General features: G+C 71.8%; 22 protein-coding genes, 1 tRNA gene, 2 pseudogenes and 1 riboswitch. Of the genes and pseudogenes, 16 read left to right on the top strand and 9 right to left on the bottom strand.

Going from position 1 to position 26,102, the window contains the following annotated elements:
* Positions 1–182: 182 nt before the first annotated feature.
* The 7 genes from AC4OXY_RS23200 (at position 183) to AC4OXY_RS23170 (ending at position 8,949) form a co-directional block, all read left to right on the top strand.
* On the top strand, positions 183–1,271 hold the full coding sequence (locus AC4OXY_RS23200; RefSeq protein WP_491994555.1) for an ABC transporter substrate-binding protein: 1,089 nt from the start codon (positions 183–185) through the stop codon (positions 1,269–1,271).
* 2 nt (positions 1,272–1,273) lie between these two features.
* Positions 1,274–2,344 carry a FecCD family ABC transporter permease gene (locus AC4OXY_RS23195; protein ID WP_491994554.1) on the top strand — a complete coding sequence of 357 codons (1,071 nt, stop codon included), beginning with the start codon at positions 1,274–1,276 and terminating at the stop codon, positions 2,342–2,344.
* Entirely contained in the window at positions 2,341–3,156 is an 816-nt protein-coding gene (locus tag AC4OXY_RS23190) for an ABC transporter ATP-binding protein (RefSeq protein WP_491994553.1), read from the top strand. Before AC4OXY_RS23195 ends, AC4OXY_RS23190 begins: the two co-directional genes overlap by 4 nt.
* 150 nt (positions 3,157–3,306) lie before the next feature.
* Positions 3,307–4,761: an MFS transporter gene (locus AC4OXY_RS23185; RefSeq protein ID WP_491994552.1), complete on the top strand. Its 1,455-nt coding sequence runs from the start codon at positions 3,307–3,309 to the stop codon at positions 4,759–4,761.
* 16 nt (positions 4,762–4,777) lie between these two features.
* The gene (gene asnB / locus AC4OXY_RS23180; protein ID WP_491994551.1) at positions 4,778–6,604 is read left to right on the top strand and encodes an asparagine synthase (glutamine-hydrolyzing); all 1,827 of its coding nucleotides are present in this window, start codon (positions 4,778–4,780) and stop codon (positions 6,602–6,604) included.
* 11 nt (positions 6,605–6,615) lie between these two features.
* Complete coding sequence (locus AC4OXY_RS23175; RefSeq protein ID WP_491994550.1) at positions 6,616–7,878, top strand: cytochrome P450 family protein; 1,263 nt, start codon at positions 6,616–6,618, stop codon at positions 7,876–7,878.
* A 132-nt stretch (positions 7,879–8,010) separates the two neighbouring features.
* Positions 8,011–8,949: an L-tyrosine/L-tryptophan isonitrile synthase family protein gene (locus AC4OXY_RS23170; RefSeq protein WP_491994549.1), complete on the top strand. Its 939-nt coding sequence runs from the start codon at positions 8,011–8,013 to the stop codon at positions 8,947–8,949.
* A gap of 34 nt (positions 8,950–8,983) precedes the next feature.
* Here the strand turns inward: AC4OXY_RS23170 and nicT are convergent, their stop codons facing one another.
* Positions 8,984–10,093, bottom strand: coding sequence for a Nickel transporter NicT (gene nicT / locus AC4OXY_RS23165; protein WP_356019922.1), 1,110 nt, complete (start codon positions 10,091–10,093; stop codon positions 8,984–8,986).
* A 27-nt stretch (positions 10,094–10,120) separates the two neighbouring features.
* Positions 10,121–10,310, bottom strand: a riboswitch (cobalamin riboswitch).
* A 98-nt stretch (positions 10,311–10,408) separates the two neighbouring features.
* On the opposite strand from nicT, the gene AC4OXY_RS23160 reads away from it, so the two are divergent.
* A complete protein-coding gene (locus AC4OXY_RS23160) occupies positions 10,409–10,789 on the top strand; it encodes an ArsR/SmtB family transcription factor (RefSeq protein WP_362816616.1) in 381 nt (126 codons plus the stop codon).
* Between the two features lie 327 nt (positions 10,790–11,116).
* On the opposite strand, the gene AC4OXY_RS23155 is transcribed toward AC4OXY_RS23160, so the two are convergent.
* The 3 genes and pseudogenes from AC4OXY_RS23155 to AC4OXY_RS23145 all read right to left on the bottom strand — a co-directional run.
* Complete coding sequence (locus AC4OXY_RS23155; RefSeq protein WP_491994548.1) at positions 11,117–11,656, bottom strand: hypothetical protein; 540 nt, start codon at positions 11,654–11,656, stop codon at positions 11,117–11,119.
* A gap of 291 nt (positions 11,657–11,947) precedes the next feature.
* A tRNA-Arg gene (locus AC4OXY_RS23150) sits at positions 11,948–12,020 on the bottom strand.
* Between the two features lie 166 nt (positions 12,021–12,186).
* Positions 12,187–12,629: pseudogene (locus AC4OXY_RS23145) on the bottom strand (ATP-binding cassette domain-containing protein); the annotation flags it as partial.
* Between the two features lie 53 nt (positions 12,630–12,682).
* Here AC4OXY_RS23145 and AC4OXY_RS23140 point away from each other — a divergent pair.
* The 3 genes and pseudogenes from AC4OXY_RS23140 to AC4OXY_RS23130 all read left to right on the top strand — a co-directional run bounded on the left by AC4OXY_RS23140 (position 12,683) and on the right by AC4OXY_RS23130 (position 14,243).
* Entirely contained in the window at positions 12,683–13,030 is a 348-nt protein-coding gene (locus tag AC4OXY_RS23140) for a hypothetical protein (RefSeq protein ID WP_491994547.1), read from the top strand.
* Positions 13,031–13,063: 33 nt separating this feature from the next.
* Positions 13,064–13,552, top strand: coding sequence for a hypothetical protein (locus AC4OXY_RS23135; RefSeq protein ID WP_491994546.1), 489 nt, complete (start codon positions 13,064–13,066; stop codon positions 13,550–13,552).
* A pseudogene (locus AC4OXY_RS23130) lies at positions 13,549–14,243 on the top strand (B3/B4 domain-containing protein). Before AC4OXY_RS23135 ends, AC4OXY_RS23130 begins: the two are co-directional and overlap by 4 nt.
* A gap of 22 nt (positions 14,244–14,265) precedes the next feature.
* On the opposite strand, the gene AC4OXY_RS23125 reads toward AC4OXY_RS23130, so the two are convergent.
* Together AC4OXY_RS23125 and AC4OXY_RS23120 are read right to left on the bottom strand one after the other, a co-directional pair.
* On the bottom strand, positions 14,266–15,888 hold the full coding sequence (locus AC4OXY_RS23125; RefSeq protein WP_491994545.1) for an IclR family transcriptional regulator domain-containing protein: 1,623 nt from the start codon (positions 15,886–15,888) through the stop codon (positions 14,266–14,268).
* Positions 15,889–15,960: 72 nt separating this feature from the next.
* On the bottom strand, positions 15,961–17,196 hold the full coding sequence (locus AC4OXY_RS23120; protein WP_491994632.1) for a M6 family metalloprotease domain-containing protein: 1,236 nt from the start codon (positions 17,194–17,196) through the stop codon (positions 15,961–15,963).
* A 580-nt stretch (positions 17,197–17,776) separates the two neighbouring features.
* Here AC4OXY_RS23120 and AC4OXY_RS23115 point away from each other — a divergent pair.
* Both AC4OXY_RS23115 and AC4OXY_RS23110 read left to right on the top strand, forming a co-directional pair.
* Complete coding sequence (locus AC4OXY_RS23115) at positions 17,777–18,424, top strand: TetR/AcrR family transcriptional regulator (RefSeq protein ID WP_356036975.1); 648 nt, start codon at positions 17,777–17,779, stop codon at positions 18,422–18,424.
* Positions 18,425–18,606: 182 nt separating this feature from the next.
* Positions 18,607–20,151: an MFS transporter gene (locus AC4OXY_RS23110; protein WP_356036972.1), complete on the top strand. Its 1,545-nt coding sequence runs from the start codon at positions 18,607–18,609 to the stop codon at positions 20,149–20,151.
* 25 nt (positions 20,152–20,176) lie between these two features.
* Here AC4OXY_RS23110 and AC4OXY_RS23105 read toward each other — a convergent pair whose 3' ends face one another.
* Together AC4OXY_RS23105 and AC4OXY_RS23100 are read right to left on the bottom strand one after the other, a co-directional pair.
* A complete protein-coding gene (locus AC4OXY_RS23105; RefSeq protein WP_356036970.1) occupies positions 20,177–20,689 on the bottom strand; it encodes a MarR family winged helix-turn-helix transcriptional regulator in 513 nt (170 codons plus the stop codon).
* A 173-nt stretch (positions 20,690–20,862) separates the two neighbouring features.
* Positions 20,863–21,021 (bottom strand): hypothetical protein, encoded by a 159-nt coding sequence (locus AC4OXY_RS23100; protein WP_356036967.1) that lies wholly within the window; start codon positions 21,019–21,021, stop codon positions 20,863–20,865.
* Between AC4OXY_RS23100 and AC4OXY_RS23095 the strand changes: the two genes are divergently transcribed.
* The 3 genes from AC4OXY_RS23095 to AC4OXY_RS23085 all read left to right on the top strand — a co-directional run bounded on the left by AC4OXY_RS23095 (position 21,020) and on the right by AC4OXY_RS23085 (position 24,882).
* Positions 21,020–21,796 carry a dioxygenase family protein gene (locus AC4OXY_RS23095; protein WP_491994544.1) on the top strand — a complete coding sequence of 259 codons (777 nt, stop codon included), beginning with the start codon at positions 21,020–21,022 and terminating at the stop codon, positions 21,794–21,796. The genes AC4OXY_RS23100 and AC4OXY_RS23095 overlap by 2 nt on opposite strands.
* 547 nt (positions 21,797–22,343) lie before the next feature.
* Positions 22,344–23,342: a sigma-70 family RNA polymerase sigma factor gene (locus AC4OXY_RS23090; RefSeq protein WP_356036962.1), complete on the top strand. Its 999-nt coding sequence runs from the start codon at positions 22,344–22,346 to the stop codon at positions 23,340–23,342.
* Between the two features lie 913 nt (positions 23,343–24,255).
* Positions 24,256–24,882 carry a TetR/AcrR family transcriptional regulator gene (locus AC4OXY_RS23085; RefSeq protein ID WP_491994631.1) on the top strand — a complete coding sequence of 209 codons (627 nt, stop codon included), beginning with the start codon at positions 24,256–24,258 and terminating at the stop codon, positions 24,880–24,882.
* 158 nt (positions 24,883–25,040) lie between these two features.
* Here the strand turns inward: AC4OXY_RS23085 and AC4OXY_RS23080 are convergent, their stop codons facing one another.
* Complete coding sequence (locus AC4OXY_RS23080; protein ID WP_491994543.1) at positions 25,041–26,048, bottom strand: helix-turn-helix transcriptional regulator; 1,008 nt, start codon at positions 26,046–26,048, stop codon at positions 25,041–25,043.
* Between the last annotated feature and the right edge of the window lie 54 nt (positions 26,049–26,102).

Genomic DNA, 26,102 nt, shown 5'->3' with positions numbered 1-26,102 from the left:
GGTGTCGGCGCCGGCCGGGAAAACCCCGGCACCGACACCCTCGTCCGCACCTGGGAACGGTTCTCCTGAGCCGTGCCGCCAGCTTTTCGGGAACTCACGGGAACTCGCGTGACGTTCGCCCCGACTTCTGGAGCGGGTGACGGAGGTTCGCCCGCGTACCGAGTGGATCCGGGAGTTGTTCGATGCGTTCTCGTGTGTGGGGCTCTGCGGCGGCCGTCGCGCTCGGCGGCCTGCTGGCGGCGGGCTGTGGCGGCGGGGACCGCGGAAACACGGACACCGGAAGCGAGGGCGCGGGGAAGGCCAAGGACTCCGTCTCGGGCGCCTACCCGGTGTCCGTCACCGACTGCATGGGTGCCAAGGCCACCTTCTCCGCCGCTCCGAGGAAGATCGTCACCAGCAACGCCTCCAGCCTGGAGCTGCTGCTGCGCCTCGGTGCCGGTGACAAGGTGATCGGCACCGGCTTCCCGCCCGGCAAGGGCACCTTGCCCGGCGCCCTCGGCACGCAGGCGCAGAAGGTGAAGGTGCTGAGCCAGACCGTGATCCCGAAGGAGAAGTTGCTCGGCTCCGGCGCCGACCTGTACATCGACACCTTCGCCTCCATGGGCAGCATGGGCGGTGGTGGGATGGGGGACGCGCCGACGGCGGAGGAGTTCCAGGCCGCCGGAATCAAGCACATCTACCTGAAGTCCACCGCCTGCGCGGCACAGAGCAAGAGCCCGGTGACCGACCTGTCCGCGGTGGAGGCCGACATCACCTCCCTCGGCGCGGTCACCGGCACGAGCGCGCGGGCGAAGGAACTCGTCGCCGGGATGAAGGAGAAGGTGGACGCCGTCCAGAAGGCGGTCGGCGGCACGGCGGAGGACAAGCGGCCGACGTACTTCTTCTTCGACTACGACGCCGGCACCAAGCAGCCCTCCGTCACCTGCAACCGCCAGGTCGCCAACGCGGTGATCACCCTGGCCGGGGCCCGCAACGTCTTCGCCGACTGCGACGGCGACTACAAGCAGGTCGGCTGGGAGGACGTGATCGCCAAGAACCCGGACTGGATCCAGCTCGGGGTCCGCGACCGGGGCAGCGAGGCGGCGAACAAGAAGGCGTTCGACGAGGCCGAACAGTGGCTGAAGTCCGACGCGGCGACCAAGGGGCTCAAGGCGGTGAAGGAAGGCCACCTCCTGCGCGTCGGCTCCGAACAGACGACCATCGCGGGAGTCGAGAACGCCGACACGGTCGAGGCGATCGCCAAGGCCCTCTATCCGGGCAAGGTCGGCTGACCATGCCCTCCACGCTGGTGCGCCGGAAAGCCTCAGCTTCACAAGAGCGCAGTCTGCCCGCGACGCCGCTGGCGGCGGTCCTCGCAGTGGTGCTGCTGGCCGCGCTGACGGCCGCGGTGGCCTGGGGCTCGACGTCCATTCCGCCCGGCGAGGTGTGGGGCGTGGTGTGGCGCAGACTGTCCGGTGCGGCCCCGCGGCCCGGCACGAACGACTTGATCATCTGGCAACTTCGCGTTCCGCGCGCTCTGCTCGCCGCTCTCGTCGGCGCCGGGCTCGGTGTCGTCGGTACGGCCGTACAGGCGCTGGTGCGCAACCCGCTGGCGGACCCGTATCTGCTGGGGATCTCCAACGGGGCCTCCCTCGGTGCGGTCGCCGCGATCGTGCTCGGTGTCGGGGCGGGCGGGACGCTGGGGCTGGGCCTGTCCGGCGCGGCCTTCGCCGGGGCGCTGGCCACTTTCGCGCTGGTGTGGGCGGTGGCCCGGCGCGGCGGGGGCTTCGCACCGCTGCGGCTGGTGCTGGCCGGGGTGGCGATCGGCCAGTTCCTGTCCGGCTTCACCAGCTACCTGGTGCTGCAGGCCGGGGACGAGCAGCAGACGCACGGCGTGCTGTTCTGGCTCATGGGCAGCCTCAGCGGTGCGAACTGGCAGATGCTCGCGGTCCCCGCCGTCGCCGTGCCCATCGCTCTGCTCTGGCTGCAGGCGCGCGCCCGCGGACTGAACGCCCTGCTGATGGGCGACGAGACGGCCGCCGGCCTCGGCATCGACGTCACCCGGCTGCGCCGCGAACTGTTCACCGTCACCAGCGTGCTGACCGGCGTCCTGGTCGCCGTCTCCGGCGCGATCTCCTTCGTCGCCCTGATGGTGCCGCACGTCTGCCGCCTGGTCGTCGGCGGTGACCACCGCCGCCTGCTGCCGGTCTCGGCCCTCTTCGGGGCGGTGCTCCTGGTCGTGGTCGACATCGTCTGCCGTACGGCCATGGACACGCAGGAGCTGCCCGTGGGCGTGGTCACTTCGCTGCTCGGGGCTCCGGCCCTGCTGTATCTGCTGGACCGGCGCCTGGGGAGCGGTAGTTGAGGATCGACATCGAGGACCTGCACGTCGCCTACGCCGGCCGTACGGTCGTCGCGGGCGCCCGCTTGATCGCCGCCGAGGGCGAGATCACCGGCCTCGTCGGGCCGAACGGCAGCGGCAAGTCCACCCTCCTGCGCACCGTCTACCGGCACCTGAAGCCCACCGCCGGGCGAGTACTTCTGGCCGGCACCGATCTGCGCGAGCTGAGCCCGGTCGAGTCGGCGCGGCACGTGGCCGCTCTCCCGCAGGAGCGGGGGAGCGACTTCGAGCTGAGTGTGCGCGAGGTCGTCGCCATGGGCCGCACCCCCTACAAGCGAGCCTTCGCCGGTGAGGACGCCGCCGACCGGGACATCGTCGCCTGTGCCCTGACCGACGTCGGCATGGACGAACAGGCGGGGCGCCGGTTCACGGCCCTGTCCGGAGGGGAACGCCAACGCGTCCTGCTCGCAAGGGCCTTCGCTCAGAACCCCGACATCCTGGTCCTCGACGAGCCGACCAACCACCTCGACATCCGCCACCAGGTCGAACTGCTCGCCCTGCTGCGTGCGCAGCGCCGTACGACCCTGGTGTCGCTGCACGACCTCAACGCCGCCGCCTCCGTCTGCGACCGCCTCCACGTCCTGCACACCGGATCGGTCGTCGCCTCCGGCCCGCCGCGCGAGGTTCTCACGCCCTCCTTGATGGCGGAGGTGTTCGGGGTGCGGGCGGCCGTGGTCGACCACCCCCTCACCGGGGATCCCCTGATCGCCTTCGACCACCGGGCACCCGCCGGCGCGGAGCCGGCTGTGGCAGTGGAGACGCACACCGGCCTGTGAACGCGATGGGGCCCGACTGATCGATGGGGTCAAATCCAGCCTGTCCGCCATGTTTTTGGGACAGGTCCGGGAACTCACGTGCGATCCCTCCCGACTTGTGGGACGAGGCTGCCTTCCGGCAGCCCGCCCACGAAGGTGAAGGGCGGAAAGGTGACAGACCACAGACACGGTTCGGAACAGCCCGGGCGCATACCCGACGGCCCTGCCGGTGAGGACCGCTGGCTGCTGGTGGCCGTGGCGGGCATGCTCTCGTTCGTGGCGATGCTCGACATGAACATCGTCAACGTGGCTCTCGCGGACATCGCCGATGGCCTGCACGTCTCAGCAGCGACCGCCCAGTGGGCCGTGCTCGGATACCAGCTTCCCGTCGTCGCACTGCTGTTGCCGGTCGGGCGCTGGCTGGACGGCGTGGGGATGCGCTCCGCCGTACTCGCCGCGACCGCCGGCTTCGCACTGTGCAGCGCGCTGGCGGCCGCCGCTCCCTGGGCTGCCTGGCTGATCGCCGCCCGCATTGCGCAGGGCGCCTTCGGAGCGGTGCTGTTCGTGCTGATGCCGGTCCTCGCGATCCGCTCCGTACGGCCCGAGAAGCGAGGGCGGGCGATGAGCGTGCCCGCGACCCTGGGCCCGCTGGGGGCGGTGACCGGGCCGGCCGTGGGCGGGCTGCTCCTGGACCATCTGGGCTGGCACGCCGTCTTCCTCGTCAAGATCCCCTTCTGTGCGCTCGCCCTGGTGCTGGCCTGGCGTGCGATGCCGCGGGACGGCGGGCTGCGCCGGCCCGATCGGCGCTCGGCAGGGGACGCCCTCCTGGTGGCCACCGGTGTGGCGGCCCTGCTGCTGGCGCTGACCCTGGCCTCGGACCGTCCGGCGTGGCTGGTACTCGCGCTCGCAGCAGTCCCGCCGCTGTGGTGGTGGCTGCGCGGTCCGGGCGGGCGTCCGGTGACCGGCGTGCTGGGTGTCTCGGGGCTGTTCCGGGCACACGGGGCGGTACTGGCCCTTGCGGCCGGCTTCGCCGCCATGCACTACGTCGTCGCCCTCCACCTCCAGCGTGACGACGGCGTCAGCGCCACCACCACCGGGCTCACCGTGCTCGCCTTCCCGCTCGGTATGGGCCTGGCCGGACCGCTCGGCGGACGCCTCGCCGACCTCCCCCACTCTCGGCTCCGCTCAAGCGGGGGTACCCCCATCGGCGCCCGTCCGACAGCGGTCACCGGTGCCGCTCTCATCGCCGCCGGGCTGGTTCTCCTCGTTCCGCTGGGCGGCGACTGGTCACCGCTGGACGTCGCCTGGCGGCTGGGGCTGGCCGGCCTCGGCATGGGCCTGAACGGCGGCCCGACCCAGGCCCTGGTCATGGGCGCCGCCCCGCCGGAGTGGACCGCGACCGTCGGCTCGACCGTCCAGTTCGCCCGCAGCCTCGGTTTCACCCTGGGCCCGGCCCTGGCCACCGCCGCCTGGGGTCTTGCCGGACCTGCCGACGGCGTGCACGCCGGGCTCGCCGTGGCCGCCACCGCCGCTTGCCTCGCTGTACCTCTGCTGGCACTGCCCGCCCGACGCCCGGCCGCCGTGCCGGAGAAGACCACCGACGCGGCGTCCGCCGCCCATCGTTGAGCAAGGAGTCACCCGTATGTGCGGAATCACCGGCTGGGCGAGCTTCCACCACGACGCCCGCACCCAGGCTCCGGTCATCGAGGCCATGACCGCCACCCTCACGCCCCGCGGCCCCGACGCCCGAGGTGTCTGGCTCGGCGAACGCGCCGCGATCGGCCATCGTCGCCTGGCCGTCATCGACCTCGAAGGCGGTGTGCAGCCGATGCCGGATCGTCCCGGGCAGCCGGACATCGTGCTCACCTACAGCGGTGAGGTCTACAACCACCACGAACTCCGTGCCGAGCTGCGCGGCCGGGGCCATCTGTTCCGCACGCGCAGCGACACCGAGGTGGTGCTGCGGGCATACGCGGAGTGGGGCGAGGACGTTGCCGACCACCTGGAGGGCATGTTCGCCTTCGCCGTATGGGACGAGCGGGCGCAGCGGCTGCTGCTGGTACGTGACCGGCTCGGCGTGAAGCCGTTGTTCTGGGCGGCCGTCGACGGCGGTGTGGCCTTCGCCTCCGAACCCAAGGCCCTGTTCGCCCACCCCGAGATCCGGCCCAGGGTGGATGCCGACGGGCTGCGGGAGGCGTACAGCCTGCTGTTCAACACCGGGCCGACCGTGTGGTCCGCAGTGCGCGAGGTGGAGCCGGGCGGGCAGCTCGTCCTGGACCGGCACGGCGTCCGCGAACGCCGCTACTGGCAGCTTGAGGCCAGGGACCACGGCGACGATCAGGAAACGACCGTGGAGCGGATCCGCGCGCTGGTCGGCGCGGCGGCCCGCAGCCAGCTGGAGGCCGACGTCCCGCTGTGCAGTCTGCTCTCCGGCGGCATCGACTCCACCGTCCTGACCGCGCTGCTCGCCGACGAACTACGGCTGCGAGAGGGGACGGAGGCGAGGATCCGCTCGTACGCCGTCGACTACAGCGACCAGGCCGAACAGTTCACGGGCGACGTCCTGCGCACCGGTCACGACACCCCGTACGCCACCGAGGCCGGCGCCTTCATCGGCACCGACCACAGCACCGTCGTCCTCGACCCGCGTGCTCTGCTCGACCCCGAGCACCGCAAGGCGGTCGTCGTGGCCCGTGACTCGCCGATCGGGGTGGGCGACATGGACACCTCGCTGTACCTGCTCTTCGGCGAGATACGGCAGCACTCCACTGTCGCCCTGTCCGGCGAGGCGGCCGACGAGGTGTTCGGCGGCTATCCCTGGTTCCACAACCCCAAGGCGCTCGCCGCGCAGACCTTCCCGTGGCTGCTGGTCACCGGCGACGAGGCCGCGATGCCGCTCAACCCCGAACTGGACCTGCACATCGCTGAGTTCCGCGACGACACGTACCGCAGCGCCCTGGCCGCCGTACCGCACCTCGACGGCGAGAGTCCCGTCGAGCGTCGGCAGCGCGAGATGCAGCACCTGTCCCTGACCCGCTGGCTGCGCCAGCTCCTGCACCGCAAGGACCGGCTGAGCATGGCCCAGGGCCTGGAGGTGCGTGTCCCGTACTGCGACCACCGGCTCGTCGAGTACGCCTTCTCCACGCCCTGGGCACTGAAGAGCTTCGACGGCCGTGAGAAGAGCCTGTTGCGCGCCGTCGGCACGGGCCTCGCCCCGGACTCGGTGCTGTACCGGCCCAAGAACCACTACCCGGCCACCCACCACCCCGACTACAACCGCGGCTTGCAGGACATGGCCCGCGACGCGCTCGCCACCGAACAGGTCCGGGCGCTGGCCGACGAGACCCGGATCAAGCCCTGTCTGGACACCCCGCCCGACCGGCTGGAGTGGGGCCACCGCCTGCGCCTCGAACGTGTCGTCGACCTTGCCCTGTGGCTGGACCACCACCGGCCCGAACTCGCCCTCTGAGGAGCCTCCGCATGACCATCCAGGAACCGATACCCGGCACCGATCCGGACGTCCTGCCCGATCCGGTCCCGCTGATGGGCTGCCCGTACAAGGCCGACCCCTACCCCCTGTACGAGCAGATGCGTGAGGCCGGCCCGGTCCACCGCGTGCTCTTCCCCAGCGGGGTGCAGGCCTGGCTCGTCACCGGCTACGACGCCGCCCACGCCGCGCTGAACGACGAGCGCCTGGGCAAGAACCACGACCGCGGCAACGACCACTGGCGCGCCCGCGCCTCGATCATGCCCGAGCCCCAGCACTCCCAGCTCCAGGTCCACCTCCTCCACCAGGACCCGCCCAAGCACACGCGTATGCGGCGCTTCGTCACCGACGCCTTCACTCCACGTCGTGTCGAGAGCCTGCGCCCCCGGTTCCAGGAACTGGCGGATGCGCTGGTCGACGCCCTGCCCGAAACCGGCCCGGCCGACCTCGTCACCGACTTCGCCGCCCACTTCCCCTTCCAGGTCCTCGCCGAGGTCATCGGGCTTCCACAGGATCTGGCGGCTCGCTTCGACCGCGACTGGGGCAAGGTCGTCCAGCCGGTCGGCCCCACCGACCCCGGACGCCCGCTGTACGAGGCGCGGCTGCACGGCCTGCAGAGCTACATCGCCGACGTCGTCGCCCACAAGCGCGAACACCGGGACGACGACCTCCTCAGCCGTCTCGTCGTGGCCCGAGACCGCCGTGAACTGTCCCAGGAAGAGCTGGACTCGATGATCTTCCAGCTCCTTGTCGCCGGCCAGGAACCGGTCACCAACCAGATCACCACGTCCCTGATCGCCCTCTTCCGCAACCCGGACCAGCTGGCCCGGCTCCGCGACGAACCGGACCTGCTGCCGCGCGCGGTCGAGGAACTCCTCCGTTACGACAGTGCCTTCGAACTGACCACCTGGCGCTTCTTCGACAAGGACAGCGACCTGCACGGCACCGAGGTCCCGGCCGGCGACTCCGTGATCGTGTCCCTGTGCGCCGCCAACCGCGACCCGCGCCGCTTCCCCGGCCCCGACACCCTCGACCTCGACCGGACCCCGAACCCCCACCTCGCCTTCGGCCACGGCATCCACTTCTGCCCCGGCGCGGCCCTCGCCCGCGCCGAACTCCGGACCGCCCTGGGCACCCTGCTCACGCGGCTGCCCGGCCTGCATCTCGCCGTCAAGGCCGAGGACATCGAGTGGATCCCCGCCGTCCTCGGCCGCGGCACGAACAGCCTGCCCGTGGGCTACGTCCGACGCTTCTGACATCGACGTATCGCTGACCGGGTCCGGCCACACCGGCCTCGGCTGACTCACACCCGCTGACCACTGGCGCCGTGGGACGCATTCCCGCCACGGCGCCATGTCGACATGCCCTCGTACTCCAGGAGGAACGACATGCCCCTGACGACCGCGTCAGACGCCCTCCCCACCCGCATCGGCACCGAGATCCTCAACCTGCTCCTGCCGCATCACCGCACGACCGATCCGGCCCCCGTTCCCGCCCCTGCGGAAGCGTTCCCCCATCAGCTGCGCCGGATCGCCGACTTCGTACGTGAGGGCGCGCCCATCGTCTTCACCCTGCCCGCCTTCCCCTGTAAGTCCCCCAACCCCGCCAAGGTCCTCGGTCACCTCCCCGACCAGGGTGAACGCCTCTCCCTGACGTTCCTGAACGTCCTGTGCACCGAGATCGAGAGGATCTACCCGCCCGGCGCGCGCGTGATCATCTGCTCCGACGGCCACGTCTTCGGCGACCTCGTTCACGTCCCCGACCACCACATCGACGCGTACGCCGACGACCTGCGCATACAGATGGCCCGACTGGGCCTGGACAGACTGTCCGTCTTCGACCTGCGCGACATCCTCGGCGACCTCCCGCACGACACGAAACGCGCCCACGTCCACGACCGCCACGCCCCCGCGCTGGACGCTCTGCGCGCCGAGGCCCGTACCGACGACCAGACCCTCGCCCTCTACCGGGGCATCACGCGCTTCCTCGTCGAGGACACCGCCGACTGGACCGGCACCCGCTCCGCCCTGCAGCGCGCCTGCCGGCAGCGCGCCTACGGCGTCATCCAGCGCAGCCGCGCCTGGGGCGACCTGATCGCCGAGCACCACCCCCACGCCGTGCGCCTCTCGATCCACCCGCAACCCGTCGGCGCGCCGAAATTCGGCATCCGCCTCCTTGACGCCCCCGACGCCTGGACCACCCCCTGGCACTCCGCCGCACTCCACCGAGCCGACGGCACCTGGACGCTCGTGCCCCGAGCGACGGCGGCTCGGCTGGGCCGGCTTGTCCGACGTGACGGCAGGCCCAGCCACTTCGAGCACGATTGATCAGGCCGGGGTCGCGGCGACGGCCACCGTGCCGTCAGCCGGTGTCCGCGGCGCGGGTGTTCCAGCGCTCCTCGACCTTGGCCAGACGCCAGTAGGCGACGGCCACGGCCCAGACGACCACGAACAGGCCGGCGATCACGTAGCCGACGTTGTCCAGGTCCAGGCCCGCGATCCAGCCGGACACGTCATCGCTCAGGCCCAGCTTGTCGTGCAGCACGCCGACCAGCTCGATCGTGCCGACGAAGAAGGCCACCGCGATGGACAGGCCGGTGATGGTGAGGTTGTAGAACACCTTGCGCACCGGGTTGGAGAACGCCCATTGGTAGGCGAAGTTCATGAAGGTGCCGTCGAGTGTGTCGAACAGGCTCATACCCGCCGCGAAGAGGAGGGGCAGGCACAGAACCGCGTACCAGGGCAGGCCGGCGGCGGCGCCGTTGCCGGCCAGGGCGAGGAGCAGAACCTCGGTCGAGGTGTCGAAGCCGATGCCGAAGAGGAAGCCGAGAGGGAACATCTGACCCGGTCGGCGGATCGACTTGGTGAACCGGCCCAGGAGGCGGTTCATGAAGCCGCGCGAGTCCAAGTGGGCCTCCAGCTCCGCCTCGTCGTAGCGTCCGGCGCGCATGGCCTTGAAGACGCGCATGATGCCGAACAGCGCGACGAGGTTGAGGGCGGCGATGAGGTACAGGAAGCTGCCGGAGACCGTGGTGCCGACGGTGCCGAGGACCTGGTGGGTTCGGGAGCCGTCGTTCATCAGGGTGCCGGCGAGCTTGGCGCCCCCGGCGACCAGCGCGGCCATGACGACCACCACGCTGGAGTGGCCGAGCGCGAACCAGAAGCCCACCGACACCGGACGTTTGCCGTCGGCCATCAGCTTGCGGGTGGTGTTGTCGATGGCGGCGATGTGGTCGGCGTCGAAGGCGTGCCGCATGCCGAGGGTGTAAGCGGTGATGCCCAGCCCGACACCGAACGCCTTGGTGCCGACCTCGTAGTGGTGCGGGACCACGAGCAGGAAGAGGATTCCGAAGGCGACCACGTGCAGAGCGACGATCACGGTCATGAGGCCGACGGTTCGGACGGTGTCCTCGCGGCGCCATCGGAAGGAAGGGGCGGCGTCGGTTTCGGGCACGCCTTCGGACAGGGTCATACGGTCACGCTCCAGCACCTCGTGGATCTGCTTCGTGCTGCCGTGGCCGGTCTCCTGGCTGACGGGTCACCGCGCCCGCCCCTGCCTTCCCGGCCGCGAGACCAGTGGCAATGCATGGGGCGGGAACTCCCCGATCACAGTGGCGAGGGCCGCTCCGGGCTGAGCCCCTGGGGGCTGTCACCGGTCTTCCCGAACACCACGGCCTGCTCAGCCTAGAAGGCGGCCCGTGTCAGCTGCAAGGCTGCATATCTGAGCAGATATAGAGCAGATATAGAGGGGTATGGAGGGTGAAACGTTGGCTGCGATGATGCCTCCATGCATCTCGTCCCCGCGGAACGTGCCGGGCAGCGCACCATCGACGGCCATCGAGTCTGCGACGCCATCGCCGCCGTCGGCGAGCCCGAGCACGTACGCGCCTGGGCCGACCGCTTCTCCCTGCTCTCCGATCCCCGACGCCTGTCCCTGCTGCTCGCCCTTCACGAGGCCGGCCCCATCGCCGTGTCCGACCTCGCCGTTGCCACCGGGATGCGGGACACCGCCGTCTCCCAGGCCCTGCGCCTCCTGCGCACCGCAGGCATCGTCGAGGGCGAGAAGGACGGCCGGGTCGTGCGCTACCGACTCGTCGACGGACCGGTTTCCGCGCTGCTGCGACACTGCGCGTCCGACCCTGGAGGGCACGTTCCCGCGGTCCCCTGACCGGGCACTCGACCGAGATGGTGCAGCGCGAGGGGCTCTCGGCCGAAGGCGAGTCCACGGGAAGCGTTGCGGACGTCGGTCAGCAGGGCGCGGTCGCGAGTGCAGTAGAACTTGTTGGTCAGGAGAGTGTGCTTGAACTGCCTCTTCCTTAAAGCAGAAAGCCTCTCAGGGGCCTACTCGTATGCCCAGGTCCCCGAAGAGCCTGAGGGCCCCGATGACGAGCCCGGGCATGCAGCCGCCCAGCTCAGAGAACCTATGGCCGCGGCAACAGGGAGTCCTCCCGGCACCGAGGCACCGGGAGGACTCCCTGCCGGGTAGTGCCCCCTGTCAGCCGCAGGGCAGGTCGAGGTTGTAGGTGCGGTAGCCGGAGTTGATCTGGGTGTCGGTCCAGTACGGGCCGGACAGGACGTACCGGGCCCTGAGCGTGTAGGTGCCGGGGCCCGCGCAGCCGGTGGAGTTGCCTTCGACCACTCCGCCCGGACCGCCGCTGCCGGAACCGCTGCCGTCCAGCACGTTCCGGCCTTCACGGGTCACGGTGTATTGGAAGTCGAACCCGCACGGGTACTTGGCGTTGGCGTAGTACCAGGCCGCTCCCCAGTAGTACTGGCACTCGGAGAAGTCGAGGATGGGCCAGACCTGGCTGCCGTCGGTCCCCAGGCAGAACCGGGCTTCGGTGTAGGTCCAGCGGCCGTCCGAGTACTGCGGGAACTTGCTGCCGCACACCGTCACCGGGTCGGCCTTCGTCGCAGCGTGCGGCGCATGGGCGGGTGCGGCGCTGACAGCGGGTGCCATCGCCATCCCCAGCGCCACCGTGACGGTGGCCGCGCAGACGGCGGCGCGTTTGAAACGCGTCAGGAGCGAGGTCATGTTGCATCCCTCCGGGTGGTCGATTACCTACGGCAATCTCGGCAACTGCCGCCAAACAGCGCGGAGTTGCTTGCCTGGCAACGATGTCATGCACGCAATGAGCAGTCAGTAGAAATGCCCCAGATTGGACCATGTGAGGGAATGTGTCACATTTTCACATTGCTCCGGATAGGGTCTGGTTCCCCAGATTCATGGCGACGGCGCGTTCCCATCCGGAGCAAGAAGGCCCTCCGTGATCTTCACGGAGGGCCTTCACTGCACTAAACCAGGCTCTGACCTGGTGTTCCTCTGTGCCCCCGGCAGGATTCGAACCTGCGACACCCGCTTTAGGAGAGCGGTGCTCTATCCCCTGAGCTACGAAGGCGGGGCCTTGCGTTGGAACGTGGCTGAATACTCTGAGTGACTATCCGGCTCGGTTGTGGCAAGGGTGGGACCGTCACCTGGGTGGCGGTCCCTGACAGGGTAGCGGATCGGGGTGGGGTTGGTGGGGTGAGCATCGTGTTCGGGAGGCTGTAGGGCCTCGGGGTGGGTCAGCGGGCGCGCTCGACCCGGTGTTCGTGCCACACCGGTTCCGATGTCTCGCGTACCCGGCCGTCGCTGCCGCGGTCGAAGGAGCGGGCGAACCAGCGGTCGTGGGCGACCGCGAGAACCGTCCCCTCGTACGACTCCAGCCCCTCCTGCAGAGCCTCCGCCGACTCCAGGTCGAGGTTGTCGGTCGGCTCGTCGAGCAGCAGTGCCGTGGTGCCTCGCAGCTCCAGCAGCAGGATCTGGAAGCGGGCCTGCCGGCCGCCCGACAAACGGTCGAAGGCCTGGTCCGCCTGCCGGTCGAGTCCGTAGCGCCGCAGGGCCGACATGGCCTCACCGCGGCTCCGCGCGTGTTCGGTCCACAGGATGTCCGCCAGGGTCCGCCCGAGCAGCTCGGGGTGGGCGTGCGTCTGGGGAAATGGCCCGGTACGACGCGTGCGCCACCCTGGCAGCCTCCGGCGTGCCGGTGCTGTCGTTTTTCCGCGAAGGAGTCACCCGCTCATGCAGTACGCGCCGCACGCCCCCGCCGACGGGACGGCGACCCCGGCCGCCTCGCCGTTCTCCCTGGCCGACGACGCGGCCTCGTACGCGGCGGCCGTCGCGGAGTTCCTCGCCGCGCCCTCGCACCCGACCGTCCCGGTGTGGACCGGCGGACGCGCCGACCTCGCCGCCTCCGTCCGGCGCGCGGCCACGCTGTACGCGGGTGGACCGGCCCGCCCCGCACGCGCGCGGCATCCTGCTGCGGCCCGACACCCTCCCCGCCGCACTCGCGGCCCTGATGACGCCGCTGGCCGAGGAGTGGCTCGACGAGGCGGAACTCGGGGCCGCGATCTTCGACGAACCCCGTGAGGACGACGGGGTGTCCGGCGCGGCCGGCCCCCGGTGCGCCCCCTGCTGGTCGCCGGTCTGTACGAGCACTTCACCCTGGACCCCCTGTGGCCCGCCCTGCTCGCCGCCGCCCGCCGTCCGGACCTGCGCATCACCTTCCTCACCGGCCGTGACGCCGCCTCCCTCGCCTGGTTCACCGCCAAGCAGTACGCCCGCACCGCCCCAGACGTCCGCGAGCTGGGCCTGTACACCTCCACGGACCGCCCCCTCGCCCCGTACGGCATCCACCTGCGCGACGAGCGCGGCGTGGAGAGCACCGACGTCAAGTCCGAGATACTCGGCACCCGCTGGCGCAGGATCCTCTTCCAGGGCCACGGCAAGGACGACTCGATCAACCTCGCCGACTTCACCGTGTGCGGCCTGAGCGGGCTCGCCCCCCGACGGCCCGCCGCCACTTCGGCGTCCTGTCGCAGTGATCGAAACGGCCGCCCCGGCCGGCCACGGCCCCGCACACTCCCAGGAATCGGAAACCACCGCCCATGACCGTCTTCCGTCTCGCCCCCGCCCCCGCCGTCGCCGACGCCTTCCCCGACGCCCTCATGGCCGTGGTCACCGCCACTGGCCTGCGCGGCCGTGAGCCCTGGCCGCACACCGTCACCGCCCTGGAGGAACTGGAGCGGCAGCTCGCGGACGGCAGTTGGGCCCCCGCCGACGAGACCGACCCCCGCATCGAGGCCTGGCACACCGCCTACCGCGCCGCATCCGCCCCAGCGTCGACGCGCTCGGCCGCCGCCTCGCCAAGCGGGGCACCCTGCCGCGCATCAACCCGGCCGTCGACTCCTACAACGCCGTCTCCGTACGGCACGGCCTGCCCGCCGGCGCCTTCGACCTCGACCGGGTCGAAGGCGACATCGACATCCGCCACGCGGACGGCACCGAGTCCTTCACCCCGCTCGGCGAACCCGACACCGTCGAGACCCCGAAGCCGGGCGAGATCGTCTACGCCGACACCGCCGGCGTCCTGACGCGCCACTGGAACCACCGCGACGCCCACCGCACCCGCGTCACCGAGGACTCCACCCACGTCGCCTTCATCCTCGAAACCGTCCACGCCGCCCGGGACGGCGGCCTCCTCAAGGTCGCGGCCGACGAACTCCAGGGCCTCCTCGCCCCCCACGCCGGGCAGACCGCCGTGCACCACCTCGGCCCGGCACAGCCCCAGGTCACCGTCTGAGACCTCGACGCCCCGCGCGTGGTCACGCCGGGGGGACGGGCGTGAAGCGGGAGGCGGTGTGCAGGTCGGCCTGGAGGCGGTCGGCGGTGGTGCGCAGGGCGGGCAGGACGTCGTGGACGCAGGACTCCAGGGTGCGGCGAGCCGTGTGCGTGGCCACGCACACGGCGGCGACCGCCCGGCCGGTGCGGTCCCGTACCGGTACGGCGACCGAGCGCAGGCCCGACTCCAGTTCCTCGTCGGCGAGGGCGTAGCCCTGCGCGCGGACCTCCGGGAAGGCGGGGGAGGCGTCCGCCAGCAGGACGCGGCCGAGTGAGGTCGCGGCGGCGGGGAGGCGGGCGCCGACGGTGATGTGGACCGTGAGGACACGGCTCGTGCCCGCCCCGGCCGTGTACTGGATCTCCCTGCCGTCGGGGGTGAGGACCGCGAGCGCCGTCGGCTCGTGCAGGGCGTCGGCCAAGGCTCGCAGACGGGGCTCGGCCAGCCGGGGCAGCGTCGTGCGGGAGAACGAGGGGAAGCCGAGGTCCAGGACGCGCGGGGTGAGGGCGAAGGAGCGGTCGGGACCCGCGGCCACCAGGCCCAGGTGTTCGTGCGTGAGCAGCGCGCGCCGGGCCGTGGCCCGCGACAGGCCCGTCGCCCGGGCGACCTCGGTCAGCGGCAGCGCCGAGCGGCCCGCGCCGAACGCGGTCAGGACGGTGAGGCCCCGAGCCAGCGACTCCACGAAATCCCGGCCCAGTTCGTGCTTCGACGCCGTCGTCCAGGCCGCCAGGCCCGAGGGCGGCGGGCCGGGCTCGGGCACGGGTGCCGTGCGCAGGTCGCACTCCATCGCCGCCACCGCCGTACGCAGCCGGGGCAGGAGGCTGGTGCACAGGCCGGCCGCCGAGTGCCGGCTGGTGTGGCTGACCACGCTCGCCACGCACACCGGGCGGCCGGTGTACGGGTCCCGCACCGGTACGGAGACCGCGACCAGGCCCGGTTCGATCAGCTGGTCGTCCAGGGCCCAGCCGTCCTCGCGCGCCCGCTCCACCCGTGCCGGGAAGGAGGGGAGAGGGGTGTCGTCGGCGGCGGGCGTCTGCCGGGGCGGGAGGGCGGGGAAGGCCGTGTCGTGGGGGTCGGCGGAGCGCCGGTCCCGCCAGCGCGCCCAGTCCGGCTCGGTCCACTCGGTCGCGAACAGCGGGCCGGGGCCGGTGCGTTCGGCCGGGAGCAGGTCGCCGATGCGGAAGCTCACCGACAGCGCGCGGCGCCGGGTGGCCTGGTGGATGAAGCGGATGCCGTCGAGGTCGGCGACCGCGAGGGACACCGACTCGTCCAGCTCGTCGGCGAGGGCGTCGGCGCGGGCGCCGAGCAGTGCGGGCAGGCGCAGGGCGGCCAGATAGGAGTTGCCCAGCTCCATCACGCGCGGGGCGAGGACGACGTCCCGGCCGTCGAGGCGGACGTGGTCCATGCGGGCCAGGGTCGCGGTGATCCGGTCGACCGTGGAGCGCGCGAGCCCGGTGGCCCGCTCCAGCGCGCTCGGGCTGAGCGTGCCGCCGGCCTCGGTCAGCCGCCGCAGCACACCGACCCCGCGGACCAGCGGCCCGACCGCCTCGGCCGGCGGCCCGGCCGCGGCGGGCACGTCGGTGTCCAGGACGGGGTCAGCAGCGGGCATCGGCTCTCCGGTACGGCGTTCGGGCACGCCTACGGTAAACCCCGCCCGGCCCTGTCCGTCCGGGCCGTTCCCTCAGCTCCGTGTCACCCGTACCCGATAGTCCCCGTCCTCGTCCTTCTCCCGTACCTGGACCGTGATGCCGTGGCCCGGGTCCTTGAAGGTCTCGCCGGGGGAGTAGGGGGCGTCGGAGAGTTCTGCCTGGACGTTGGGGGTGCGGGTGCAGCCGCCGCTCTTCGGGTGGCTGTCGCGGACCGTGATCGGGCCGCGGCCGGTGTCGACCGTCGCGTCGACCCGGTAGATCAGGATGCCCGGGTGGCACACCGCCTCGTCGTTGCCGCTCTGGGTGCGCAGCTCCAGCGCGTATCCGCCGTGCGAGTCCGTCGGTACGAACACCAGCTTCTCGCCGCCCGCCTGCGCCAGCGGCGTCAGCGTGTACTCGGTGCTGCCCGGCCGTACCGCGCAGCGGACCTGCGAGGCGTCCAGCCAGCCCAGCTTCCACTTGTGCCAGCCGAGCAGATCGTTGTCGGCCCCCCAGTCCTCGCTCATGATGTCCCAGTGCCCGACCGCGCCCCCGCCCTCCTGCGTGTACAGGTCGGGCAGGCCGAAGGTGTGGCCGTTCTCGTGGGGCAGGACGCGGAAGCCGGTGTGGGCGTAGGAGCCGGAGCCGTCGTCCTGGCGGGAGTAGATGAAGGACGCGTTGGCGACGGGCACGCCGTCGGCGACCGGGGCGTCCCCGTTCCCGGCGAAGGTCACGGACAGCACGGTGTCGAGGGCGGACGGGCCGGCGTTCGGGGTGACCAGGACGTTCAGGAGGTCGTACGAGCGGAAGTCCACCGCGGGGTCGGCCGCGGCCACCATGTCCTGCACCAGCTGGCGGTAGCCGGGATCGAAGGGCGCGCCGCGGTCTATGCCGTACGCCTTGAAGGGCTTGGGCATCCGCAGCCAGCCGGTGACCGGGGTCTCGGGCTCGTAGTCGAGCCGGCCGTAGGACGCGGTGCGGAACCACTCCTGGGTCTGCGGGAAGAACTCGTGGAAGCGGTCCATGGCGCTGCCCTGGCCGGGCGCGTCGGAGAAGTCGATCATCAGGGTCAGGGCGTGGACCGTGCCCGTGGAGCGGGAGTAGCCGTGCGGGGTGGGGACGCCCTCGGTCATCTGGATGTCGGGGCTGCCGTGGATCATGCAGGGCCCGAAGGCGGAGGAGCGGGCCAGGGCGATGGGCCCGGCGGTGGTGGGCGCCGTCAGATGTCCGGTCCCGGCCGAGGTGCTGACCGCGAGGGTCAGTGCGGTCACCGCGGCGAGGGCGGCCACGCGGCGCGTGCGTATCCGGCGCCGGCTGCGCGCCCCGGCGGCCCGGGATCTCCTGCGGCAAGGGGGCAGGGAGGGGGCGCGGCCGTCGTCCTCGCCCTCGTCGTACAGGCCGTCGGGCGGACACTCGTGCCGGCTCTCGTGCCGGCTCCCGTACCGGCGCTCGTACCGGCTCTCGTGCGGGATGCGGCCCGTGGTCGGGTGGTCGTGGGGGACGTGTCCGTGGGGGAGACGTATGCGGCGGGGCGGCTGCGGCTGCATGCACGGGCCTCTCGCTCCACGGCAGCGGCCGGTAGCCGGCTGCACCCTTGCGCTCACCCTGTGTCGAGGGGGTGCGGGGCGCGCGTTGGAGGAGACCGAACGTGGGAAAACGGGGCCGCAACAGGGTGAATCCCGGCCCGAGATGAGTGTGGCTCAGGTCACAGGGATTCGTGGCGCGGGCGGGAAATATCCGGGGACCCGTTCCCCGTTTAACCCTGCGTCCGAGCGAAACGGGGACTGCTTCCCCGGATCGTGATCATCGCCCGCCGAAGCTCCCGAAGCCTCCGCCGGGCCCCGTCACTTCGACCACGAGGAGTACGCCGTGTCGACCGCGACCACCCCGGCCGTGCGCAAGGTGCCCCGGCCCCGGGCCGACGCCGTGCGCAACCGGGAGCGGATCGTCACCGCCGCCCGGGAGATGTTCGTCGAGGACGGCCCGCACGTGCCGTTGGACGAGATCGCCCGCCGGGCGGGCGTCGGCAACGCCACGCTGTACCGCAACTTCCCCGACCGCGAGGCCCTCGTCCGCGAGGTCGTCTGCTCCGTCGTGGACCGTACGGCCGAGGCGGCCGAGCAGGCCCTCGCCGAGACCGGCGACGCCTTCGCCGCGCTGGAGCGCTTCGTGCACGCCTCCGCCGACGAGCGGATCAGCGCGCTGTGCCCGATGATCTCCAGCACCTTCGACCAGCACCACCCCGACCTCGAAGCCTCCCGCGAGCGACTGGAGCAGCTCATCGAGGAGGTCATGGACCGGGCCAGGGCGGCCGGGCAGCTCCGGCCGGACGTCGGTGTCGGCGATGTGATGATCGCCGTGGCGCAACTGAGCCGGCCCCCGGCCGGCACGGACTGTCTGCGCAGCGACCGGTTCGTCCACCGCCACCTGCAACTCCTCCTCGACGGCCTGCGGGCCCCCGTCCGCTCCGCCCTGCCGGGCGAGGCCGTGACCCTCCGGGAGCTGCGCAAGCCCTGACCGACCAGTCCTGACCGATGAGTTCGGTCCCGCACCGCAGTCCACCCTCACATCCCGGCCGTCCGCCGCGGCCGTCCGACCCGTCCGTCGCCACCGCCGCCGACGAGCCACGCCTCCGTCTTTCCATTTTTTCGCTTTACTTCAGCTTTTTCCGTCACGAAAGTCCCGAAGTGGGTAACCCCATGTCCGAAACAGACCGCAAGGGCGCCTTCGGCGTCACCGCCGGCGTCGACCCCAACCGCTGGAAGGCGCTCGTCTTCATCGCGCTCGCCCAGCTGATGGTCGTCCTCGACGCCACCATCGTGAACATCGCGCTCCCCTCCGCCCAGACGGACCTCGGCATATCCGACGGCAACCGGCAGTGGGTCGTCACGGCCTACGCCCTCGCCTTCGGCGGCCTGCTCCTCTTCGGCGGCCGTATCGCCGACAAGTGGGGCCGCAAGCGCGCCTTCGTCACCGGCCTGGCCGGCTTCGCCCTCGCCTCCGCGCTCGGCGGCGCCGCCACCACCGGCCCGATGATGTTCGGCGCCCGCGCCCTCCAGGGTGTCTTCGGCGCGCTGCTCGCCCCGGCCGCGCTCTCCCTGCTCGCGGTGATGTTCACCGACGCCAAGGAGCGCGCCAAGGCGTTCGGCATCTACGGCGCCATCGCGGGCGGCGGCGGCGCCGTCGGCCTGATCGTCGGCGGTTTCCTCACCGAGTACCTGAACTGGCGCTGGACGTTCTTCGTGAACATCCCGTTCGCCGTCGTCGCGGCCCTCGGCGCCGTCTTCGTCATCCGTGAGCCCGAGGGCGGCCGCAACCGCTCCCCGCTCGACATCCCCGGCGTGGTCCTGTCCTCGCTCGGTCTGATCGCGCTCGTCTACGGCTTCACCCGCGCCGAGTCCGACGGCTGGGGCGACACCGTGACCGTCTCGATGTTCGTCGCGTCCGCGGTGCTGCTGCTCGCCTTCGCGGTCGTCGAGTCGCGGGTCAAGGCCCCGCTGCTGCCGCTGCGCGTGGTGACCGACCGCAACCGCGGCGGCATCTACCTCTCCCTCGGCCTCGCGATCATCGGCATGTTCGGCCTGTTCCTCTTCCTGACCTACTACCTCCAGGTCGTGAAGGGCTACACGCCGGTCAAGACCGGCTTCGCGTTCCTGCCGATGGTGGCCGGCATGATCACCGGCTCCACCCAGATCGGCGCCCGCCTGATGACCCGGATCCCGGCCCGCTTCCTGATGGGGCCCGGCTTCCTGGTCGCCGCGCTCGGCATGCTGATCCTGACCCAGCTGAAGGTCGACTCCTCGTACGGCACCCAGCTGCTGCCCGCGATGCTGCTGCTCGGCCTCGGCATGGGTACGGCGTTCATGCCGGCGATGTCCCTGGCCACCCAGGGCGTGCAGCCCCGGGACGCCGGTGTCGCCTCCGCGATGGTCAACACCTCGCAGCAGGTGGGCGGCGCGATCGGCACCGCCCTGCTGAACACCATCGCCGCCTCGGCGACCACGTCCTACATCAAGGACCACATCGCCGGTGCCGCCGCCAAGCCGCAGCAGGAGCTGGTCAAGCTCCAGGGCATGGTGCACGGCTACAGCAGCGCGATCTGGTTCGCCGTCGGCATCCTGGCCGTGGCCTCCCTGATCGCCTTCACCTTCGTCAACGCCGGCCGCCCGGGCTCCACCCCGGTGACCTCCGGCTCGGGCGAGGGCGTCGAGGACGAGCTGCCGGTGCCGGTGGTGGCCCACTGACCCCGTCCACGGGACGGCGCGCCCCCTAGCGGAGCCAGGGCAGATCCGCACCCGCTTCGTCGGGCTGGAGGCCCTCGGCGATGATCCCCATGATCTCGCCGAGGGCCTTCTGCTGTTCCGGGCTGAGCCGGTCGAACATCGCCTGCCGCACGGTGGCCACATGGCCGGGCGCGGTCCGTGCGAGCACCTCGGCGCCCTCGTCGGTGAGCACCGCGAGCTGGCCGCGCTTGTCGGAGGGGCAGTCCTCGCGGCGCACCCAGCCGTTCTTCTCCAGCCGCGCGATGGCGTGCGAGAGGCGGGAGCGGGTGATCTTCGACCTCATCGCCAGCTCGGTCATCCGCAGCCGCCGGCGGGGCGCCTCGGCGAGGCCGACGAGCAGGCCGTAGTAGATGTGCGGCATCCCGGCGTCGCGCTGGAGCTGCCGGTCGAGGTGGTCCTCCAGCAGGGTGGTGGCGTGCATGTACGCACGCCAGACGCGCTGTTCCTCGTCGGTGAGCCAGCGGTGCCGCGCGGCGTCGGGGTCGGGTGCCGTGTTCATGTGTCCCACTGTACGAGGCATCTCCTTGAAACTTGAACAAATCGGCCGTATGCTTCCGATAGAACTTGAGAGTTAAAGCAACTCTGGAGTCTTCGTCCGGAGTCCTCCCGGAGTCCTTCCAGAGCCGTTGCGCGGTGCTCCCGCAATTCTGTCGGGAGCCTGGCGGGGGCCTGTCAGGGACCTCGCGGAGACCTGTCGTTGGACCTGCCGTTGGGAGCCGCCGCCATGTCCGCCATGCCCGCCGTGCCGCAGGAGACGCCCGCTGCGGCGTCGCCGGAGACGTCCACGGCGCCGTCGCCGTCGCAGACGTCCGCCGCATCGCAGGAGCGCATGCCCGCCCTCTACCTCAGCCACGGCGCGCCGCCCCTCGCCGACGACCCCGTCTGGCCCGGCCAGCTCGCCGCCTGGTCCGCCGGCCTGCCCCGTCCGAAGGCGATCCTCATGGTCTCCGCCCACTGGGAGGAGGCCCCGCTCGCGCTCGGCGCGGTGCAGACCGTCCCGCTCGTCTACGACTTCTGGGGCTTCCCCGAGCACTACTACCGCGTCCGGTACACCGCCCCCGGCGCACCCGAACTGGCCGCGTCCGTCCGCAAGCTGCTGCGCGCCCCCGGCGTCCCGGTCCAGGACATGCCCGACCGCGGCCTCGACCACGGCGCCTACGTCCCGCTCGTCGAGATGTACCCGGACGCCGACATCCCCGTCCTCCAGGTCTCCCTGCCGACCCTCGACCCGGTCCGCCTGATGGACATCGGCCGCAAGCTCGCCCCCCTGCGCGACGAGGGCGTGCTGATCGTTGGCTCCGGCTTCTTCACCCACAACCTCGCCGCCCTGCGGTACACCGGCGGCGGCGTGCCGAGCTGGTCCTCCGAGTTCGACGACTGGGGCCGGCGCGCCCTGGAGGCCCGCGACTGGGACGCCCTGCTCGACTTCCTCGACAAGGCCCCGGCCGGCCGCTACGCCCACCCGCGCACCGAGCACTTCGCGCCGCTCTTCGTCACGATGGGCGCCGCCGAGGCGGGCGGCGAGCCGGCCACGCAGAAGTCCGTGACCTCCGTGATCGACGGGTTCTGGATGGGCATGGCGAAGCGGTCGGTGCAGTTCGGCTGAGGCTGCGCCCGGGGTGGACGCCGACGGCGGAGTCGGGGGCGGAGTCCGAGCCGGGGGCGGGGCGGAGTCCGGGTCGGGGGCGGAGTCCGAGTCTGGGGCCAGGTCAGGGGCGGAGCCCGGGTCGAGGGCCTGCGATGGCGGGTGCCGCGTGTCGGCTGCCGCGGGGCGGTGGGTGGCCTGCGCGGTCTCCGCCCGGTAAGGGCCGGATATGGCCTAGCTCAGTATTTGCTGTGATTCCGCTCGCGTGGCAACCATCGGGCGGCGCGCGCCGTCTTCCGGGTCGGGAGGGCGGTCGAGGACGACGGAGATCCTCCTCGACTCCCGTCCTGACCTGCGTCTCTGCAGGTTCGGCGGCCCCTCTCGCCCCATGCGGCGAGACAGGGTACTGCATGATCAGAAAAATCGGAGGGCAGGTTGGGAATTCTGTCCGGATTCCAGTCGTTGTTTCCATCGGACGCAGGGCAGCCGAGGAGAGTCCCTTCACAGTCCCCCGAGTGCTGAGCGCCCACAGGACCACCTGCCAGCCCACCATCGCAAGGGAGCACGCATGGCAACCCGTGCCGTCGCCCGTCGTCAGTCCGCCTCCGGCGAGACGGCCGACTCGGCAAGCAGGCTTCGCGCACACGGCGGTGAGATCGCCGACCGTGACCTGGTCGGCATGTACCTCGACGAGATCGCGCGTACGCCGCTGCTCGACGCCGCCAAGGAGGTCGAGCTGTCCCAGACCATAGAGGCGGGTGTGTTCGCGCGGCAGGTCCTCGACGGCGAGGAGGAGTCCGCGTCGGACGCCACCCGTGAGGAACTGGAGGCGCTGGTCGCCGCCGGCGAGCGGGCCAAGGACGTCTTCATCCGCTCCAACCTCCGCCTGGTCGTCGCCGTGGCCCGGCGCTATCCGCGCAGCGGCCTGCCCCTGCTGGACCTGATCCAGGAGGGCAACGCCGGCCTGGTGCGCGCGGTCGAGAAGTTCGACTACCGCAAGGGCTTCAAGTTCTCGACGTACGCCACCTGGTGGATCCGTCAGGCCATCACCCGCTCCATCGCCGACCAGTCCCGCACGATCCGGCTCCCCGTCCACCTGGTGGAGGAACTGGGCCGCATCCGCCGCATCCAGCGCGAGTTCAACCGCGAGCACGGCCGCGAGCCGGAGCCCGCGGAGATCGCGGCCGAGCTGGGCTCCACCCCGGAGCGCGTCACGGACGTCCTCGACTGGGCCCGCGACCCCGTGTCGCTGAACATGGCGGTGGACGACCAGGGCGAGACCCAGTTCGGCGACCTGCTGGAGGACACCTCCGCGGTCTCCCCCGAGCAGTCCGTCCTGACCCTGCTGCGCAGCGAGGAACTGGACGACCTGATCGGTCGCCTGGACCAGCGCACGGCCTCCATCATCAAGATGCGCTACGGCATCGAGGACGGCCGCGAGCGCACCCTGACCGAGGTCGGCAAGGAGCACGGCCTGACCCGCGAGCGCATCCGCCAGATCGAGAAGCACGCGCTGCTCGAACTGAAGAAGCTCGCGCGGGACACCGGATTCGACGCAGCCGCGTAACGGCCGTACGCCGCTCCCGTGAGGAGCGGCGTACGGGACTGGGGGCGGCATACAAGAGGGGGCGTTCACAGGACAGGAGGGGGCGGCTGCGGAGTCGTGTGCGCGCTGCGCGCGGAGTGCGAGGTGTGCGCGCTGCGGAGGGTGTGGGTGGTTGTGGGCGTGCGCTGCCCGGGACCGCGCACGCCGGTGGCGAAAGACGGCGCAAACATGGCGTGGTCCTGTCGCTTCAACGCCCGGGCCCGCGGGAACAACCCAAGCGGGCCCAGCGCAAGCCCCCCGGGAACCCGGACCGCACTCCCCAGAGCGTCTGACACACCGCCCGCCCGACACACCCGACATCCGCACCGCACGGCAGCCGATCCAGCGCCGCCGGCCGTCCCCACGCGAACCACGTCCCGACGCACCATCCCCCCCGGCGCCGGGACCTTCCGAAGCCGGGCTCCGGCACCCATCCCCCCTGGGTGCCGGAGCCCGGCTCTCTCGTGTGCGCGACGGCTGTCCCCGTGGCCATTCCTGTCCTGGTCTGCGCGGTCGGCTCACGACGGTCGGTGCGCACCGGGCGGTCGGCTCGCACCGGGCGGCTGGCGCGCACCGGGCGAGGAGAGCGCCGACTCGGCCAACTCCAGCCAGTCAGCGAGCTGTTCCTCCGTCGGTCCGGCGGGCAACTCGGGGGTCGTGGAACGGCCGGTGGCTGAGGTGTAGTGGCTGAAGCGCAGTCGGGCTCGACAACGGTGCGACACGTTGGAACGGCGGCCCACCCCGTACCTGAACCCCGGGGTGGACCGCGCGGATGGCAGATTCTGCCACATGGGCATAGCCTGCCGGAATGAGCACCACCCCCAGCCCCTCCCACCAGCAGTTTTCCGCCTCCGTACCGGTCTCGTTGACCGAGCGCCGGAAGGCCGAGACCCGGATGGAGATCGCCCGGGCGGCGGGCGCGCTGTTCGTCCGGCAGGGCCTGCGGGCGATCCGCGCCGAGGACATCGCGCAGGCCGCGGGCATCGCACCCCGCACCTTCTACCGCTACTTCGCCACCAAGGAGGAAGCGGTCGCCCCGCTCTACGCCGCCGGCGCCCAGCGCTGGGCGGAAGCGGTCCGCGCGGCTCCGGCCCACCTCGGCGTCCCGCAGGCGCTGGAACACGCCGTCCGCCACACCCTCACCCCCGGTGCCGGGGTCTCGGCGGCCTCCTGGGAGTGGGTCCGCACCCTGATCCGGCTGGCCGACAGCAGCCCCGCCCTGCGCAAGGTCTGGGCCGAGGTGTGCCAGGCCTCGGAGACGACCCTGGGCGAGATCCTCGCGACGCGCCCGGCGCCCGGCGGACCCGCCACCGTCACCCCTGCCCTCCGTTTCACCGCCGCCGTCGCCGGCGCGGCCGTCCGCGTGGCCGTGGAGTCCTGGGCCGCCACCTCCGCCCCGGCGACCGGCCCCGAGGGCCCGGCGGCCCTGGCACTGCACAACCTCCGAGCGCTGAGGGGATTCGACTGGGGCGGTCAGGACCAGGGCCCGCGCCCCCGGGATGAGCCGAACGACACCCCCTAGGCCGCCGGCCGCCCGGCGGCGAACGGGCTGGAGACCGGCACCGGGAGGAACCGGGGGAGGGGGATCGGGCGCCGGTGCCGGGGACCGGTGCCGTGAACCGATGCCGGACGCGCCCGGGTGTCAGCGCAGGAGGGGGTCAGGACTGCGGGGACCCGGGGTCAGGTTCCTCGGGCCCCGCCCTCCCCCTCCCCCCGCCCGCCCTCTCCCCGTCCCGCCCGGCTCAGTCGCCCGCCCAACTCCCGTACGCACTCGGCCAGTTCGCCAGGCTCCCGTACGGTGAACTCGAATCCGGCCATCGCGAGCCGTACCGCCAGCCACTCCACGGGATCACCGGAGGTGCCCCGCAGGAGACAGCCGCCGTTCCCGTCGTCCTCCGGCTCCCCGAGCCAGGCCGGCACCCGCGCGGCGACCTGCCCGGCGGGCGCGGCGAAGCGCACCGCGAACTCGTACGTCTCCTGCCGCCGGTTGATGGACTGCCGCAGATACTCGGCGGCGTCCCCCGCCGGCAACTCCCGTGGTGCGAACCGCACTCCGGTTGCGAACGGCTCGCTCACCCGGTCCACCCGGAACGTGCGCCAGTCCGCCCGGTCGAGGTCATAGGCGACCAGGTACCACCTCCTTCCGGTCGACACCAGTCGGTGCGGCTCGGTCAGCCGCCGTGTCTCGCCGCCCTCCTTGTCGCGGTAGGCGAACCGCAGTCGTTCGTGTCCCGCGACCGTCGACGCCATCACGGTCAGCGTCTCCGGCGCGATGCTCGCGCCGTCCCCGCTGGTCAGCGGTGTGGTCGCGGCCTGCAACGTGGACACCCGGTGACGCAGCCGGGAGGGCAGCACCTGCTCCAGCTTGGCCAGGGCCCGCACCGACGCCTCGTCCACGCCCGCCACCGCGTGCCCGGCGCCGGCCCGCAGCCCCACCGCGATCGCCACCGCCTCCTCGTCGTCCAGCACCAGCGGCGGCATCGCCTTGCCCGCGACCAGCCGGTACCCGCCGTCCGCGCCCTTCGTCGCCTGCACCGGATAGCCCAGCTCCCGCAGCCGGTCGATGTCCCGCCGCACGGTACGGCGCGACACCCGGAGCCGATCGGCCAGCTCCCCGCCGGGCCACTCGCGCGGGGTCTGGAGGAGTGAGAGCAACTGCAGCAGCCGAGCCGGTGTGTCGGTAGTCATACGGACGAGAATGCCGTACGACTAGGACACGATCTGACCTAATGGACTCCTAAC

The organism is Streptomyces sp. HUAS MG56, from assembly GCF_058673395.1.
Note: the sequence above shows the minus strand (reverse complement) of the source record. Positions and strands in the feature narration are given on the sequence as shown.

Excerpts from the sequence above, each read along its gene's own strand:
- AC4OXY_RS23160 (WP_362816616.1), top strand. The coding sequence starts at position 10,409 with ATGCATCTCGTCCCCGCGGAACGTGCCGGGCAGCGCACCATCGACGGC.
- AC4OXY_RS23100 (WP_356036967.1), bottom strand. The coding sequence starts at position 21,021 with ATGCGCTCCTGCGATGCGGCGGACGTCTGCGACGGCGACGGCGCCGTG.
- AC4OXY_RS23095 (WP_491994544.1), top strand. The coding sequence starts at position 21,020 with ATGCCCGCCCTCTACCTCAGCCACGGCGCGCCGCCCCTCGCCGACGAC.
- AC4OXY_RS23090 (WP_356036962.1), top strand. The coding sequence starts at position 22,344 with ATGGCAACCCGTGCCGTCGCCCGTCGTCAGTCCGCCTCCGGCGAGACG.
- AC4OXY_RS23195 (WP_491994554.1), top strand. The coding sequence starts at position 1,274 with ATGCCCTCCACGCTGGTGCGCCGGAAAGCCTCAGCTTCACAAGAGCGC.
- AC4OXY_RS23155 (WP_491994548.1), bottom strand. The coding sequence starts at position 11,656 with ATGACCTCGCTCCTGACGCGTTTCAAACGCGCCGCCGTCTGCGCGGCC.
- AC4OXY_RS23085 (WP_491994631.1), top strand. The coding sequence starts at position 24,256 with ATGGAGATCGCCCGGGCGGCGGGCGCGCTGTTCGTCCGGCAGGGCCTG.
- AC4OXY_RS23110 (WP_356036972.1), top strand. The coding sequence starts at position 18,607 with ATGTCCGAAACAGACCGCAAGGGCGCCTTCGGCGTCACCGCCGGCGTC.
- AC4OXY_RS23080 (WP_491994543.1), bottom strand. The coding sequence starts at position 26,048 with ATGACTACCGACACACCGGCTCGGCTGCTGCAGTTGCTCTCACTCCTC.
- nicT (WP_356019922.1), bottom strand. The coding sequence starts at position 10,093 with ATGACCCTGTCCGAAGGCGTGCCCGAAACCGACGCCGCCCCTTCCTTC.
- AC4OXY_RS23170 (WP_491994549.1), top strand. The coding sequence starts at position 8,011 with ATGCCCCTGACGACCGCGTCAGACGCCCTCCCCACCCGCATCGGCACC.
- AC4OXY_RS23125 (WP_491994545.1), bottom strand. The coding sequence starts at position 15,888 with ATGCCCGCTGCTGACCCCGTCCTGGACACCGACGTGCCCGCCGCGGCC.
- asnB (WP_491994551.1), top strand. The coding sequence starts at position 4,778 with ATGTGCGGAATCACCGGCTGGGCGAGCTTCCACCACGACGCCCGCACC.
- AC4OXY_RS23105 (WP_356036970.1), bottom strand. The coding sequence starts at position 20,689 with ATGAACACGGCACCCGACCCCGACGCCGCGCGGCACCGCTGGCTCACC.
- AC4OXY_RS23175 (WP_491994550.1), top strand. The coding sequence starts at position 6,616 with ATGACCATCCAGGAACCGATACCCGGCACCGATCCGGACGTCCTGCCC.
- AC4OXY_RS23140 (WP_491994547.1), top strand. The coding sequence starts at position 12,683 with ATGCAGTACGCGCCGCACGCCCCCGCCGACGGGACGGCGACCCCGGCC.
- AC4OXY_RS23200 (WP_491994555.1), top strand. The coding sequence starts at position 183 with ATGCGTTCTCGTGTGTGGGGCTCTGCGGCGGCCGTCGCGCTCGGCGGC.